The organism is Novipirellula sp. (assembly GCF_041583735.1).
Classification (GTDB): domain Bacteria; phylum Planctomycetota; class Planctomycetia; order Pirellulales; family Pirellulaceae; genus Novipirellula.
Window position 1 is genome coordinate 37,612 of sequence record NZ_JBFHFD010000003.1, and the last position, 17,354, is coordinate 54,965.

10 protein-coding genes are annotated in these 17,354 nt (G+C 54.4%); all 10 read left to right on the forward strand.

Annotation, left to right across the window (positions count from 1 at the left end; genetic code table 11):
• Positions 1-19: 19 nt before the first annotated feature.
• Positions 20-1,750, forward strand: a complete 1,731-nt coding sequence (locus ABX962_RS00610; protein ID WP_372715628.1) for an ABC transporter substrate-binding protein — start codon at positions 20-22, stop codon at positions 1,748-1,750.
• Positions 1,750-3,777 (forward strand): methyl-accepting chemotaxis protein, encoded by a 2,028-nt coding sequence (locus ABX962_RS00615; RefSeq protein WP_372715630.1) that lies wholly within the window; start codon positions 1,750-1,752, stop codon positions 3,775-3,777. The genes ABX962_RS00610 and ABX962_RS00615 overlap by 1 nt, the downstream gene beginning before the upstream one ends.
• 396 nt (positions 3,778-4,173) lie before the next feature.
• On the forward strand, positions 4,174-4,626 hold the full coding sequence (locus ABX962_RS00620; protein WP_372715632.1) for a hypothetical protein: 453 nt from the start codon (positions 4,174-4,176) through the stop codon (positions 4,624-4,626).
• A gap of 262 nt (positions 4,627-4,888) precedes the next feature.
• Entirely contained in the window at positions 4,889-5,275 is a 387-nt protein-coding gene (locus tag ABX962_RS00625) for a hypothetical protein (RefSeq protein WP_372715634.1), read from the forward strand.
• Positions 5,276-5,413: 138 nt separating this feature from the next.
• Positions 5,414-7,210: a translation elongation factor 4 gene (gene lepA / locus ABX962_RS00630; protein WP_372715636.1), complete on the forward strand. Its 1,797-nt coding sequence runs from the start codon at positions 5,414-5,416 to the stop codon at positions 7,208-7,210.
• Between the two features lie 116 nt (positions 7,211-7,326).
• Entirely contained in the window at positions 7,327-10,464 is a 3,138-nt protein-coding gene (locus ABX962_RS00635; protein WP_372715638.1) for a WGR and DUF4132 domain-containing protein, read from the forward strand.
• Positions 10,465-10,466: 2 nt separating this feature from the next.
• Entirely contained in the window at positions 10,467-11,603 is a 1,137-nt protein-coding gene (locus ABX962_RS00640; protein WP_372715639.1) for an AAA family ATPase, read from the forward strand.
• Between the two features lie 62 nt (positions 11,604-11,665).
• Entirely contained in the window at positions 11,666-14,062 is a 2,397-nt protein-coding gene (locus ABX962_RS00645) for a DUF5682 family protein (RefSeq protein WP_372715641.1), read from the forward strand.
• The gene (locus ABX962_RS00650) at positions 14,049-15,257 is read left to right on the forward strand and encodes a VWA domain-containing protein (RefSeq protein WP_372715643.1); all 1,209 of its coding nucleotides are present in this window, start codon (positions 14,049-14,051) and stop codon (positions 15,255-15,257) included. The genes ABX962_RS00645 and ABX962_RS00650 overlap by 14 nt, the downstream gene beginning before the upstream one ends.
• A 3-nt stretch (positions 15,258-15,260) precedes the next feature.
• Complete coding sequence (locus tag ABX962_RS00655; RefSeq protein ID WP_372715645.1) at positions 15,261-17,342, forward strand: hypothetical protein; 2,082 nt, start codon at positions 15,261-15,263, stop codon at positions 17,340-17,342.
• Positions 17,343-17,354: the final 12 nt, after the last annotated feature.

Consider the following 17,354-nt stretch of genomic DNA (forward strand, 5'->3'; position numbering starts at 1 on the left):
TCGTCCCGAGATCGCGTCTATGGCACTGAAACGCAACTTCACGCTCGTTCGGGTCACTCTTGCCATCCTTGGCATTCCCATCGGCATGATCGTGACCGAGTTAAACGCACAGGAATCGACGTCGCGAATCGAACCGATGCAATTGCGAGCCGACGATGCCCCCATGCGTGCACTTCCCAAAGCGGTCCCGGGATCGCACGTCAAAGTGTTTCTTCCCAGTTTGCCGTATCTGTACACTTCGCACGCAATCAACGGGGCGATGATCAAACCGTCGGACAATGCTCAGGGGTGGGAATACGACATGGCCGTTTCCCATCGCCAGATCGACGAAACGACCTATGAGTTTCAATTGCGAAAAGGGGTCCGATTTCAAGACGGCAGCCCCTTTAACGCGGACGCTGTCGTCGAAAACATGAATGCTTTTAAGCAGCAACCCACGACGTACAGCAAGATCGACCAAGTGTTTGACTACGTCGAAAAGATCGACGATCACACGGTGCGGTTTCATTTGACTCAGGAGTACGGCTGCTTCATGAACGATCTGGTTTGGATGCAGTTTTACACCTCCGAGTATCTCCGCATTTGTGGTGGCTGGAACGGCAAAGCAAGTTGTCCCAATCTGTCGCGTCCTGGGCCCTACGGTTTGGGGCCGTACATCTTGAGTGAGGGCTATATCGAAGGCGACCGGCAGACTGAAAAGGCGGTTTTGACCGCGAATCCTTACTACTGGAATTCGGAATATCCGAAAGTCGAAACGATCACGGTGTTTACCCAACTCGGCGCGTTGGATGCAAAGAACAAAACGCTGCACCAAGAGGGGGAAGTCGACATCACGGATATTCCGCCCGCATACAAAGTCGAGACGATTTTGTCGCCCTTTGCCAAGGTCATTACGTCTCCTTCAAACAACAACATTGCCATTCATATCAATATGATTAACGGCAATCCAAAACTTCGCGACACGTCGGTCCGCCGTGCACTGAACGAAGCACTGAACCAGCGGAACCTGCTGTACTTTGTCTTTGACAATGAAGGTGTGCTTTCGCCAACCATGGCGTCGCCCTATTTTCCGGGTGTACGTGAGGTTGTCAAAAAATTGAAACCTTTTTCCGAAGTGAAGGATCCTTATGCACCGGCCCATCAAACTCGGTTGAAATCGGTGCTTGATGGGTTGAAACTGAAAGTGCTAACGCAAAATCGCTTTCTTCCCCTGTGGCGTGGGATCGAATCCCAGTTAAAGAAAGTAGGCGTGACGCTAGAGATCACGACGACGTCAAGCGAAGCTGAGATTTTTGGACCTTTGCTAACGACCAACGCCGGCAAGAACGAAGTCGAATGGGATCTCTTGGTCTGGGGAAACGACGATTGGTTTTTCAACCATCCTTATACCGCATTTCTCGTCTACCGCACTACCAACGTTTGGAGCACGGTGTATCCCGATCCGATCATGAACGATTACATCGATGAAATGTTCCGCGTCAGTGTGAGCGATCCAAGATTTAGCGAGATTACCGCCAAGATCATTCAGCGGGCTTATGAAGAGGCGTACATGTTGTTCGTGCCCACCCCAAACCGAGTGATGGCGATCAACAAGGAAGTCGTGTTTCGTCCGTACAAAATGGCTTGTGCTCCGCTGTGGAAAATTCAAGTCACGGATCAACATTGGTCCGTCCGCCGCGGTCCCTACCCCGACACGTCCAAAGGCCCGGTGCGAATCACACGCATGGCAAATGACCAGGAGTCCAAGTAATGCGAAATCGCGGCGTCTGGATCAAATTGCTGCTACTGGTGACGATCTCGGTGATCGCATTCTGTGTGATGGGTGTCTACGGAATTCTAACCGCAAGAACGACCTTTCACTCGGTCAACGAAGTTCGCGATACGGCGCTGAAGTTACGCCGAGGGGCGGTCGAGATTGCCGAACCGCTAAATGAACTTCGACAATTGTCACTGACCCTTGTGATGGCGCCAGACAACGAATTGCAATTGACACTGAATCAGCAACAACAGGCAAAAACAAAACAGATTGACCTTGCCTTTGAAAACTGGAATACGTCTTCGAGCGATCCCGCGGAAATCTCAACCTTTCACGATTTGCGTGATAAATGGGATCGATACAAACGTCTCAAAGACGTGACAGCCAACAAGGTGCTCGATGACTATCGCGAAGAAGCGTTTATCAATGCGATTCAAGCCGAACAGCAGCAGTATGCGGAAGTCAAACAGGACTTGGATTTGTGGATGCAAGCGATCGAAGACAACGCCGACAGCGTCTTTGAAGCGACTCAATCCGCTTACAAAAGCGCTCGGCAAACTTATCTCGTCGTCATCACTGCGTTGACACTGCTTGTTGCCGCGCTCGGCTACTACACCGCGACGAGCATTATCGGCCCGCTTGAAACGATGCGCAATGTGGCTTCGCGGATTGCAGCAGTAGCTTCGGGCGCGTCGATCGACGGGCTGAACGAGCGCATCGAGATCAAATCGCATGATGAACTCGGCGCCCTGGCCACGGCGTTTAACCAGATGGTCGAGAACATGCAATCAACGTTAGACCGATTGTCGTACGAAGAACGCCGCACCATGGCGGTATTGAATTCAACCGCCGATGGGATCCTGACGATCGACTCCGATGGCACGCTACGGTCGATGAACGCCGCAGCAGAACGATTGCTCGAGTGCCGCAGTGACGAAACGATCGGTACTAATATTGAATCGATGGTTCCCGCCCTCGCCCAAATTCATCGCGGCGATTGGCTTTCCGGTGACGAAAACCCGTTGGCGAGCACTCAGGAACACGAGGTCGTAGCACACACGTGCAAAGGACGCGAATATCCGATCGCGCTGCGTGTGCGTGAAATGAATGACATGGATCAAAAACTGTTTATTGCGACGCTGCAAGACATCACGTCGCGAAAACAGACCGAAGCAGAACGGCAAAAGCTGTTTCATGCGATTCGCGATGCGGTTCAGCGATTGGCCGTGGCAAGCGACCAGATCTTGGCCACCACATCCAAGCAGGCCTCGGGGACACAAGAACAAGCCGCGAGCGTTTCGGAAACGGTGTCCACGGTCAACGAAATCGCACAAACCGCAAAACAAGCGGCCGAGCGATCTCATGAGGTGGCCGAATCCGCTCGCCAAGCCGATGACGTCGGCAATGCCGGTCAGGCGGCGATCAAAGAATCGATTGCCGCCATGTTGCAGGTGCAAAGCCGAGTGGAGTCGCTTGCCGAGCGAATCTTGTTGTTGTCCGAACGCGCCCAAGCGATCGGCGAGATCACCGCGACCGTCAAGGACATCGCCGAACAAACCAACGTCCTCGCCCTCAATGCAGCGGTCGAAGCATCGCGTGCCGGCGAACACGGCCGCGGCTTTGCCGTCGTGGCATCGGAGGTCAAATCATTGGCGCTGCAATCGAAACAAGCAACCAATCAAGTCCGCAAGATTCTGAGCGAAATCCAAGAGGCGACCAAAGATGCGGTGCATTCCACCGAAGAGGGGCACAACGCGGTGCAAGCGGCTAGCCGGGTGGTCAAAAGCGCCGGCGAAACCATCAACCAGCTCGTCACGCTGTTGGCAGTTTCCGCAGAATCAGCGATGCGGATTTCCGCATCGGCCAACCAGCAAGCTGCCGGAGTCAGCCAATTGAACGAAGGGATTCGCGATATCAATCGCGTCACGCAAAACAATGTCGAGACGATCGGACAAATTGAGCAAGCGGCGCGTAATCTGAACTCGCTCAGCCACGAGTTGGCAAAATTGACCGCAAAATAGATTTTCTATCCAATTTGCGTTGCATGAAGCCATCTTCTTCGACCTCTGTCTTCATAGCCGCCTTACCGCGACATCGGTACGTTTGCTTTGGGCTGCATCACTTCGCAACGACACGGAATCAGTGATGCACGATATCGAAGCAACTTCTACAAATGAAATCGTTGTCACGTGAGACGGGTTTGTTGACGACGGGCAACGGTTCTCTCCCTAGCATCTGCCACAAAGCCGGGATGAATGCTGTTACCGATGTCAACTCGTCGCGTCCATGATCCTCGGCACAGCCCTTGCACTTCGCAGTGTCGCACTCGACTCGGGTGCCTTAGGTGCTGCATCAAACAGCATTATGGTCGCCCCATTTCGTTGGCAACGTCGTTCCTTCTTGCAAATTCGATCGTCATGACCATTCGCGCCAGACAGTTGACAAAACGTGTCCCTTATCCTTCGTCGTGGATTCGCATCGAGTCGCGGCAAGCCTGTGATTTGGCGTTCGAAATTGCGGACAACGTCAGCGGGATACGGGTGGATTGGGCGGGACATCAGCCTCGCTTCCGAGTTTATAGCCAAGTCGTTGACAACGCCGTCGTGGTCGAAGTCACCGATCCCCAGCGCTGCGCGTTTGAGCAAGACGGAATTTGGCGACTGCGATTGACGGCCGAAGAAACGGAGTTGCTGCCACTCGGAGGCATGCGTTTCACATTGGAACATCGCGAACCTCAGGGCGAATATTTGCAGGGAATCCAAGGTGGATTCAGTTGTTGTGATAGCAACCGAAACGACGTTCGATCGACCGCAATGTCCCTTGCCGATCGACCTCGGACAAGCAGAGATGGGGTAGGATCATGGAGGTAGGAAAATACGGCACTGCACGATTGGTCGATCCAATTTTCCTCTGGCGTCAATTTTTCTGTCTTGCATCCGCTATTTCGTAAGCAGGTCAACATGAGTCCATCCACAGAATGATCGGATCCGACGCGAAGTGATCCGCTATAACCCATGCGGTGATTACACAAGTCGGAGAACCACCATCAAATTTGCTAATTTGTTCCGTTGGTGCGGAAAATGCGGTGTAGGGTTGTAGGGTTACACATCCTCATTTTCCGATGGATCCGACATGTTTCGACTCATTTTTGCCCTGGCGGTAACGCTTTGGGTCAGCAGTGGCAGCGAAGCTCAGGCTCAAAACTACCACCAGACTCATTCACACAGCCATCGCTGGCAACCGCAGACGACTTCGTCGAGATGGGGGATCCATGCAGCGCAATCGTCATCCCGCTATCGCGGCGACATTAGTAATCCGTATGGCTATCCGTTTTACGGCTACGGATACATCTACGATCCCTATCAAACGGGCAGTTTTCGTGCCCCCGATCTGTTGGATGATCCCTATTTCAACGCTCAGCACAAGTTCGACAGCCGTTTTCCGGGCCGTTATTCTCGCCGCCCCCCGCTAGAGTTTCATCATCCGGTCCAGGATCCTCGGCAACGATCGCAGCGATAAAACAGCCTTCAGCAGGCTGTGATCACCGGACGACCGCCAACGAGTCGCTTTTGGTCCCTGTCGTTTTTTCACGCGATGCACTACGATTATCAGTTGCGCCCCACGCCGCCACCGACAATCCCGAGTGAAGCCCAAAGCATGAAACGCATCCGGAACTTTTGTATTATCGCCCATATTGACCACGGTAAATCGACGCTCGCCGATCGATTGATCCAGGCCTGTGGTGGGGTAACACAGCGTGAGTTCCATGATCAAATGCTCGACTCGATGGACATCGAACGCGAACGCGGGATCACGATCAAAAGCAATACCGTCACGCTGAACTACACGGCAACGGACGGTCACGACTATCAATTAAATTTGATTGATACGCCGGGGCATGTCGATTTTTCGCACGAAGTTCGCCGATCGTTGATGGCGTGCGAGGGGGCACTCATGGTTGTCGATGCGTCGCAAGGCGTTGAAGCTCAAACGGTGGCCAATCTCTATCTGGCCTTGGAATACGATCTTGAACTGTTGCCGGTAATCAACAAGATCGATTTGCCAGCCGCCGATGTGGAACGCGTTCGCGAAGAGATTGATGCCGATCTAGGACTCGATCCTTTCGCTGCAATTCCCGTTTCAGCAAAAACCGGTGTCGGAATCGAGGATGTATTACAGGGCATTGTCGAACACCTGCCGCCGCCCAAGGGCGATCCAGCTGCACCTCTGAAAGCGTTGGTCTTTGACGCTCATTTTGACAAGTACCGCGGCGTGATTCTACAGTGCCGCGTGATGGAAGGGACGCTAAAACCTCGCGACACCATTCACTTTATGCATGCGGGTCGCGACTATAAAGTTGACGAACTGGGTTACAACCAATTCAAGCTTGTCCCCAAAGACCAACTCAGCGCCGGCGAGGTCGGTTACATCGTCGCAGGCGTCAAGAGTGTCCAAGACATTGAAATTGGCGACACGATCACGCTGTTGGATCGGCCCGCGGCGGAGCCGATTCCCGGTTACCAGCCTGCCAAACAGGTTGTCTTTTCATCGGTCTACCCGATGAGCACGGACGAGTACCCCGATCTAACCAAGGCGTTGGAGAAGCTGTCGATCAATGATGCTGCGTTGACGTTCGAAAAAGACAGCTCGGCCGCATTGGGGTTCGGATTTCGCTGTGGGTTTCTCGGACTGCTGCATCTCGATGTGATCCAAGAGCGATTGCAACGTGAATTTGATCTCGGACTTGTCATTTCCGCTCCGTCGGTCAAATACCGTCTGCAACTCAATGACGGCAGCACCTTGGAAGTTGACAATCCGAGCTATTGGCCCGATCCGACCAACATCCAATCGTCGACCGAACCTTACATCAAGGCTTCGATCTTGATTCCTGAAGAGTACGTCGGCCCTGTGATGGAACTGTGCCGTGAACATCGTTCCGAAAGTCAAACGATGAACTACTTGTCCGCGGGCCGTTTAGAAGTCGTTAGCGAAATGCCGCTGGGCGAAGTGCTGTTCGATTTCTACGGTAAACTAAAGATGATCACACGAGGTTACGGGTCCTTCGATTACGAACCGATCGAATACCGGCCCACCGATGTGGTGAAGGTCGACATCCTAGTCAACAAGGAACCGATCGATGCCCTCTCGTATTTGGTGCATCGCGACAAAGCACGAACGCGAGCCTTGCATTACTGCGAGCAATTAGCCGAAGCGATCCCACGGCATCAGTTTAAAATTCCGATTCAAGGTGCAATCGGTGGAACGATCATCGCACGAGCCACCATTCAGCCCTACCGCAAAGATGTGACAGCAAAACTGTACGGCGGTGACGTTTCACGGAAAAAGAAACTGCTCGAGAAGCAGAAAAAGGGCAAGGCCAAGATGAAACAATTCGGCAGCGTGAACATCCCTCAAAAGGCGTTCGTCTCGGTGCTCCGCGCCGACAAAGATTAACGAAACCAGCAAATCGCAAGCTCTCTGTTGATGGCGAAGCCCCTTGGGCTCTGGCATAATACTTGGCATTCAAAGCCGTTCGTAGCGTCAGCATGCCTAGTAGGGATTCGCAGAGAATGTCCATTCGCCAGCTTATTTTTTCAGACGGAACGTCACATAAGTTCTGGAATATCGAATTGGAAGGCCAGTCACACACGGTGACATTCGGTCGCGTCGGAACCAGTGGCCAGTCTCAAACCAAAGAATTTGACAATGCCGCAGCGGCTAAAAAGTCGTTCGATAAACTGGTTCAACAGAAAGTCAAAAAGGGGTACGCGGACTCCGATGTGACCGCGGCCTCTGAAAACAAGTCGCCAAATAAATCAACGGGAAAATCGACGGCAACCAAAGCCGCCTCGAAATCCGCGGGCGGCAAAGCAACGTCTAAGGCGAAAACGGCTGCCAAAGCCGCCTCCACCGCGGCTCCGGCCGCCCACGTGGTCACCGAGGTCACGCACGCGATCGACCTCGATCCGACGGATTGGTTTCTGGCCAGTTTTCGCAAGCGTGAACCACTCGAGCGTGGCACCCCCAAGCCATCCGACATTGATGCTGCGGTCAAGCGGTTTATAAGCTTAAAAACCAGCCAGTACGGATGGACGATCCCTTATGAAAAACTGAATCTGCCGTCAATCCTGGCGCCCGAGGAGGCTCATTTCTGGTTGTGTCTGATGATGGGCAACCCGAGTCGATTGGAAAATAAAGCAGCCCAAGAGAGATATGTCGCGAAAATTGTGAAGGCAAACAAGTTCACCGGACAAGTCTCGGTCGATCAAGCAATCAGCCAGGTAAGTCAAGTCGAGCGAGGGATCCCCGAGCCATTCATGCAGGCACTGTTTAGTTTGTTCAGTGCCGAGGAGTGTTTGCAGATCCTGCTGAAGGCCATCCACGGGCACAAGAAGAAGCAGAGTTACGATAAATCGGAATTGATGCGTACGCTGTGCAACAGTTTTCGCAGTCACGTGCTTCCTTACTTGAAGCAGTCTGAAATTAACAAACTCAAAGCTTTGATACGAAAGAGTTTCGCCCCCAATTACGAACCGGCGGATTCATATTCGTCTTATCCCGCCGAACATTACTTGGCCGCGATGCTGGGGATGCACGATGAAATTCATCAAGCCATCTCGAGCTGGGAGGACGACCGTTACAGCAAGGGTGACGAGTGGACCGATCATTACAACCGACCTCAAGCGTTGCTGTTCGGGCTCGGAAGTGCGGAGCTCGTCGAATCCGAATGGCGTCGACTACGTCTGCGAATCAACACACCGGAAATCGCGCGTGGCTTCCTGGCCTGTACCGAGTTTTCGGCACTTGACGTTCTTGCCGATCAAATTTGCAATCAATCAAACAAAGACGATTGCACCGCACTGTTAAAGGTGCTCGGACTGGTCCGTGCTCCCGAGGCCGCCGAACCGATGTTGCAGTGCCGGTTAAACGCTAAAACACCTGCCTTGGCGCGTGATTGGATGGCCGAACAGGTCGGCAATGCGGTGTCGGGGCTCATCGACACTGCGGCATCCAAAGGCAAACTTGCTGATGCCGCGATCGAGTATTTGCGATCGGTCAAACGCAGCGGGTTGCAAAACGTGATTGCCGATGCCGTGAAAAAGGCTGGCAAAAAATCCGACGGAGCGGCCCGCGTCCAACGCGATGTGCTCGATTTTGAAGAGAAAACGTTTGAACCATTCGATGAAAAATCGACGCCTAAATGGCTGAACGCTGCATTGGCAACGGTCGATATTTCGCGAGCCCCCAAGTTGCCACCGTGGGCCAACGCCGCCCACCTGCCGCCGCTAACCGTGGGCGATCAACGGCTTAGCGACGAACAATTACTGACCGTACTTCACATTCTCGCGGTCACGCCGGTTACCGAACGCCATCCGTTGTTAACCGCGATCAAACAAAATGTTGACAAAAGCGTTCGCGATACCTTCGCATGGCGATTGTTTGAACTTTGGCAAGAAGACGGTTCCGTTTCAAAAAACAAATGGGCGATGGGAGCCATCGGTCACATCGGCGACGACGGTTGTGTGCTGAAGTTAACGCCAATGATCCGCGTGTGGCCCGGCGAAAGTCAGCACGCCCGAGCCGTCTTCGGGCTGGAGTGTTTACGGGGCGTCGGCACCAACACGGCGCTGATGCAACTGTCCGGCGTTGCTCAGAAATTGAAGTTCAAAGGATTGAAAACAAAAGCGGCCACGTTTGTCGAGGACATCGCAAAAGAGAAGGGAATGACTCGCGCCGAACTGGAAGATCGCGTGATCCCCGATTGCGGACTGGACGAAATGGGGCGACGCGAGTTTTCATTCGGCCCACGGTCGTTTTCATTCGCGTTGGGCGGTGATTTGAAGCCGATGGTTCGCGACGAGGCGGGCAAACTACGCCCCAACATGCCGAAACCGGGGGCGAAGGACGATGAAAAAGTTGCCAACGAATCGCTGAGCGAATGGAAGCTGATCAAAAAACAAATCAAAGAGGTGGCGACGCTGCAGGCTGGGCGACTCGAACAAGCGATGGTCACCGGTCGTCGTTGGTCGGTCGACGATTTCGAGTCGTTGCTGGTCAAACATCCTTTGATGACTCACTTGGTGCAAAAATTGATTTGGGGATCGTTTGACGCCAAGGGGAAACGCATGGGATTGTTCCGCGTCACCGAAGAGCGTGACTATGCCGATGCCAAGGACGCTACGGTCTCGCTGGAAAAAGCGGCTCAGATTGGTCTGATGCACCCGCTGGATCTGTCCGACGCGGAACGTAGCACTTGGGGCGAGGTGCTGAGCGATTATGAAATCATCACTCCCTTTCCGCAGCTCGGTCGCGAGGTCTACAGCCTGGAAAAAGGCGAAGAAAAAGCGAAGCAATTGGATCGGTTCGCGGGTCTCTCTTTGGCCGCCCCGACAATGGTGTTCACGCTCGAGAAACTCGGCTACATCCGGGGCGAGGCAATGGATGGGGGATGTTTTGACGAGCATTCCAAACAGTTTCCCTCGGCGGATGTCACTGCGGTGATTCATTACGATGGCGTGGTGGGAATGGGGTACATTGATCCCGACGAAATGCTAAAGACCGAATCGATTCACTTTTGCAAAGGCATGCGTGCTCCGTCGGGATACGGCTGGGGTAGCGAAAAAACGATGAAGCTTAGCGAGGTTTCACCGATTGTGCTCAGCGAAGTCATGGCGGATCTTCACCTGCTGAAATCGAAAGAAAAATAGCGATGGCTAAGAAAAGAACAGGCTCTCAAAAAGCGTCCAGCGGATTAAACCAAGCCTCACTGTCGCAGCAGCGTCCTCCGGCGGAAGTGCTGTTTGCCGACGAACTTGCAGCGCTGGCGAGCGCCACCGCCGACGAACCGAAACCACCGGGTTGGCGAATGTCGCCGCGGGCAGTGTTGTCGTTTGTCTTGGGCGACGCACAACAAGGCAAGCCGCCCAAATTTGTCGGCCGGCGTGCGTTCCTGGAACGATGTATCGTGTCACTGGCAACCAACCGCGGTCTGATGTTGATTGGAGAACCAGGCACCGCGAAAAGCTACTTGAGTGAACTGTTGACGGCCGCGATCAGCGGCGATTCGACGCTAACGATCCAAGGCAGTGCGGGGACCACCGAAGACAACATCCGCTATTCGTGGAACTACGCGTTGCTGGTCGCCGAAGGACCGTGCGAGAACTCGCTTGTTCCCGCGCCGCTGTACCTGGGGATGACTCACGGCAAATTGGTTCGTTTTGAAGAGATCACGCGTTGTGCCTTGGAAATACAAGACGTGCTGTTGTCGGTGCTCAGCGATCGCGTGATGGCGATCCCCGAGTTGCCCGAGCAAAACCGCAGTCTGTATGCTCAGTCCGGTTTCAATGTGATCGCCACCGCGAACACGCGTGACCGCGGGGTCAACGAGATGAGTGCGGCGCTAAAGCGGCGATTCAATTTTGAAACGGTGCATCCGATTGCAGACATTGCCGAAGAAATGCATTTGGTCCAGCGAGAGACCAACCGCAACCTCGACCGATCTCAAGTTCCGGTCACGATCGATCAAGACTTAACCGAGTTATTGGTCACGACGTTTCGCGAACTTCGCCAGGGCAAAACGATCGACGGTCAAGGCATCGATCCACCGACCACCGTACTCAGTACCGCCGAAGCGGTCGGAACGGCCTACGCCGCGGGCGTGCATGCGTACTATTACGCCGACGGCCAAATCGAGCCGACTCATTTGGTTCGCCATTTAGTGGGCAGCGTACTGAAGGACAATCCCGACGACCTCAAAAAAGTTAGGCACTATTTCGACCACGTGATCAAAAAGCGGAAACAAGGTCGCTGGAAAGAGTTCTATGATGCTCGTGATGAACTGACCTGAGCTCTGCGCGAATGAGTCCTCCACAACTCGCACACGGATTCTTGAAAAGAAGATAACCTCGGATGCCCAAACGTGATCCAGCACCGGACGATCAACCGCTGATCGATCGGCTGTGTGACACCACAGCGGACGTGGTCTATTTCCCCGTGCGGCACCACAGCCCGGCGTGCGCGATGTTGATCGCTCAGCTGATCGAGTCGCTCAAACCGACTGCGGTGCTGATCGAAGGCCCCAGTGACTACAACGAGCATCTCGGCGAACTTTTGCTCGAGCATCAATTGCCGATCGCGATCTACAGCTACTTTCGAGCGGGCGTGACAGCGGGGGATCGTCAAGCGGAAACCGAGCTGATTCATCAGGGCGTCTATTATCCATTTTGCGAATATTCGCCGGAATGGGTCGCGATTCAACACGGGCATCGTATCGATGCCGAGGTGCGTTTCATCGATCTGCCGTGGTCCGAGAGTGCCGGGGATGAACGTGCCTCGCATCGTTATGCCGACGCGGAGCTTCGTCGTGGACGTTATGTCAACGCATTGTGCGAGCGGCTGCAAGTCGAAGATTTTGATGATCTGTGGGACCGGCTGATCGAATCGCATGCGAAGCTTGAACTCGCCGATTATTTGCGTCGCACCCATTCGTTGTGCTGGAACATCCGCACTTGGGAACCCAGCGTCAGTGTTAGCGACCGCCGACGCGAAGCGTTCATGGCGGAGCAAATTGCCAAAACGGCAAAGCAAACGAGTGGCAAAACGCTGGTCGTGACCGGAGGATTTCACAGCAGTGCGTTGTTGGCTCGAAATGAAGGCTACGCTTGTGCGGGGATCGACGATCCACAGCCCAGCGAAGCGTCGCAGGCGGTGATCGCCCCGATTGTCGATCGTGGAGTCGCACTGACGACGTATTCGTACGAACGGCTCGACAATTTGACCGGCTACAACGCAGGCATGCCGAGTCCGGGGTTTTACCACCATGCATGGTCGCAACGAAATCAAGACAAAACCTTTGATCACCAACCGCTGTTGACCGAATTGGTCACTGCGCTTCGCCACCGCAAACAAACGCTCAGCACCGCGGACCTGATCGCAGTCGAAACGTCGGCTCGGGCGCTTGCGGCACTTCGCGGGCGGCAACATGTGTGGCGACGAGACCTGATCGACGCGGTCACGTCATCGTTGATCAAAGATGAACTGGAATACGATTGCGAATCGCCCTTCATCGATGCCGTGCATGCGGTGCTACGTGGTGACCAGCGTGGGCGACTGGCGAGCGGGATTCGCATTCCCCCGTTGGTTCGCGAAATTCAACACCAACTCGAATTGCTCGGTCTCGAACCAACGCGGCGAAGTGAATCAATCGAACTGGATCTTTTGGATGCCGCCGATGTGAGAAAAAGTCGGCTGCTACACCAACTGAGCGTGTTGGACATCAAAGGATTTCGGCGCGACGGTGGAACCGACTTTCTCGCCCGTGACGAACTAGAGAGGCTCTGGGAAACGTGGAATCGCAGATGGACTCCCGAGTTTGAATCGTCCTGTATCGAAGCGTCTCGCTACGGCACCACGATCGCCGAGGCAGTTGCGGCGTGCTTAACCGAAAAATCCAACCGCCAATATCGTGATGCCGCGAAGGCAGCGGAATTGTTAGTCAAGGCGTCTCAGTGTGGCGTCGAGTCGCTATCGAAACCGCTGCTCGAATCCCTCGAGCGTCTGATTGCATCGGAACCTCGCTTTGTCGGAGTCGCTCAATCGCTCGGACATTTGTTATACGTGTTTTGTTTTGACGAAGCCTTTGGGACGACACGACTGCCTCAGCTGCAGAATCTGGTTCGTCAATCGTTTTCACGATCGCTGTGGTTGCTCGAATCGATCGGAAAGCAAACACCAGCAGATGGCTCGATTTTGCGAGGCATGCAAGCGATGTTGGAGACGTATCGACGCGTCGGCGATGTGCTGGAGTTGGCCGAGAACGAATTTGCAAGCGTGTTGACGCGAATCCAAACGGACGCTCACAAACCGCCCACCGTCCGAGGGGCAGCCGCAGGAATTCTGTGGACAATCGGCCAAGCCAGCCCCGATCGAGTGCTGAAGGATCTGATGTTCTTTGCCAATCCGGACCATCTTGGCGATTTCCTAAACGGCTTGTTCACGCTTGCTCGCGAGGTCGCTCAGCGGCATCCGTCGCTGGTTCGTTCGATCGACCAAGTCCTATTGCGGTTTGGCGGCGATGAATTTCAAACCGCGTTGCCATCACTGCGATTGGCGTTCACCTCATTCACGCCGCGGGAAAAACATCACATGTTGTCCACGCTGTTCGATTCCCTCGGACTGAAGAATCCGAAGCCACTGAACCACTTGCCGGCCGACGAGGCGACGGCGGCAGAATCGCTGGCGATCGAGGACCGTCTTTTCGAGGCAATTGCCAAATACGGACTGGAGCAAATCGATGGCCGACTCTGATTCAACCAACGCTCAACCTCACGCAACCTCCGAATCGACACCGCCGAACCAAGACGCGGCAACCGAAACATTGGCCCAACGTCAGTCGCGTTGGCGATTAGTAATGGGATCGGGCAGCGAACAATTGTGTGGGGCGCTGTCGCATCAGGAACAACTGCAAGAAGAGTGTTTAAGCTTTCTCTATGATCGCGAAGGACGTGGGAAAAACGTGCGTGGCAAAGACGGCAATCGGTCGGGCAGCCTCGACGCCAGCTCGTTGACCGTCCCGGAGTGGATCAACCAAATCCACGAACTCTTCCCCAAGTCGACCATCGAACGTTTAGAAAAGGACGCACTCGAGCGGTATCAACTCGATGAAATGGTAACCAACCCCGATGTGCTTGCGCGTGCTCAACCCAACCAAACTCTGCTCAAAGCGGTGCTGCGAACCAAGCACCTAATGAACCAAGAGGTGTTAAAGGCGGCACAACAACTCGTTCGCAAGGCGGTTGAGCAATTGATGGAAGAAATGGCCCAACAGGTTCGCAGTGCGTTCCAAGGATCGGTCGATCGACGCCATCGTTCGTTTTTGAGAGTCGCCAAAAACTTTGATGTGCAAACAACGCTACGACGCAACTTGAAACACTACGATCCCGTCGAGCGACGCGTGCTGGTGGAAACGCCGTACTTCTACTCGCGTGTGCGGCGGCAAGTTGATCGTTGGCAAATCATTATTTTGGTCGATGAATCAGGCAGCATGCTTGATAGCGTCATCCATTCGGCCGTCACAGCGGCGGTGTTTTACAGCATGCAAATGATGAAGGTCCACCTTTGCATTTTTGATACATCGGTCGTCGATTTGACGGGGCAAATCGTCGACCCTGTCGAAACATTGATGAAAGTTCAACTCGGTGGCGGAACCGACATCGGGCAAGCGGTCGCGTATGCATCCACGCTGGTGGAAAACCCGCAACGCACAATCGTGGCACTGATCACCGATTTTTACGAAGGCGGACCCACGGGACGGCTCTATTCCGCCGCTCGCCAATTGGTCGAAAGTGGTGTGACCTGTTTAGGATTGGCCGCCTTGGATGGGCAAGCCGATCCGACGTACGACGAACAAGTCGCGGCTCAAATGGTCAAAATTGGCTGGCACGTCGCGGCGATGACTCCCGGTGAATTGGCCAATTGGGTCGCCGAAAAGGTGCGGGCATAAACCATGACTCGAGTCGATCTGCTCTCGCTATCTAGTGACGACTTGGCCTCGCTGACCAACCGTGGCACCGTGAAGCGAGCCCAACGCGAATTGGACGAAGGCCAGTTGAGTTACGAAATCAGCGAAACCGAGGACAATTCCGCAGCGCATGATTTAATCGTGACTTGGTCCGACGGAACCGTGTGCCAATTCGTATCGGGGCAAACGATTCACGAAGCCAACTGTTCGAGCGGTTCAATTGGAATCAGTCGCCATGTCATTCGGTCTGTCCTGGCGTATCAACGTCATGTCGCGAACGCTGCCCCGTCCGACAAAGAAGAGACCGGCAATGGCGAGACCGACGAAGTTGACATCGATGTCACCACGGTCCACGAAGATCAAAACACCACCGCATCATCGTCCGCATGGGATCCTGGTCAAATCAGTGACGAAGACTTGATTCAACATTTTCGCAAGGCGACGATCACTCGAGCGAGGAAAGTGTTTAACGATGGCGTCTTGGTCGAACTGACGCGTGGCGAGAAACCGACCGCTCGATTTTTGCACGAATCGTGCACCGTCCGTTTTCCTGTGCCGGGCGATGCACGCTATGCACGAGCGGATTGTGCCGCAGCGATGCTGCCTCAGTGGACCGCGATGGCGGTGTGGGCGTTTCGCGAACTTGATCCCAAGCGAAACACCGGGCTGATCTCATTGGGGCAAAATGAGTTGCCTGTTCCCAACGAGGAACTCGCCCGACTCGACGAACTGATTACCGAACTCTGCAGCGATGGGATGTCTGGCTGCAGTGCCACGTGGCCTCAGCGTCTATCGCGGCTGGAAAAACAATTGCGTGGGGGCGGCTTGGTATGGCCCGCTGAACTGGTGCTGCAACTGATCCACCAACACGAATGTTACACTCAGAAGGATGCGAGATTCAGTCCTCTGGAAACGGTGCGGTTGGTCGGCGAGTTGATCGCAAGGTCGCGGTCGATTCGCTCACAAAATGGATCGGTGCCTCAGCCGTTGGTACGAGGCAACAAATCGGATCGCCGTACTGACATCAAGGGCGGGCGGTTCGTTGGGCTCGGGCTTGGCGTTCGTCCCGGACGATCCCAAACCAAAATGCTCGCCTATTTCCAAGACGTCGATACCGGGACCGTGGTCGCGGTGCAGCGGGTGTTTGCCGACCCCGATCCGAAATCACAACCAACGGCAAAATCCTTTGAAGAATTGGCGGCCCATTCACTCAGCCGCGGCGTGTCGTTGGGCGGGGCGGCGATGTCGCAAATGATGCTCGGCTCGGGAAAACGGACCGCGACCGACGAATTAATTCTGCCGCGGGGCAGCGGAAAATTGACGATCAATCCGCAAACGTTTCAGTGGGAACAACTACAACCTCCGCTGGCGATCGACCATTTCCAACAAGCGCGGGAACGATTCGAACGATTGCCACCGGATTGGTTGAGACCGCTGCGGCACACTGAAAACCTACACGTTTTGAAAGTCACTCGGATCAGCGATTCCGATTTTGACGTCGTCCATCAACAGCTGACCGCGACGATGCATGATGCAAATTCCGCGACCGCCCGGATTATTTTCCCTTATCACCATCGCGGTGATGCAGGGTTCACCGAATTGAGCAACATGCTGGCAACGCGTGGCAGTGACGCACGTTTTGTCAGTGGCCATGTCCGCTGGGTGCACCAGCAACTCGAAATCGAACCGATCTCGATCGTGTTTGAATCGAGCGACCAATCGCGTCAAGCCGTGTCGACTTGGTTAGGCGGCAGCGGGGAACTCCAGACCGAAGCGAGTTCAGAGGACAGCGAGTTGGCGTCGCCGCAGTCGCCAATCAAAGAATTTCTCACGACACTCAACATCCACCTCAGCGAAATTCTGTTGACGGGACTTAACCAAGCGGCCTCGGGGGATTGGCAAACGCTATCCGAAGCAGCACAGCGACTCGGGTTCGTTCGACTGCACCAGCCGATTGAACGGTTAAGCGACGAGCTTTGCAAGCGGATGAACCAAGTTCGCTGGAATCCGTCGGTGGCCGCACGAACGACCGCTCAATTGTGCATGTTCAGTCGACTGCTGGAGTAGTCCCCATTCGGC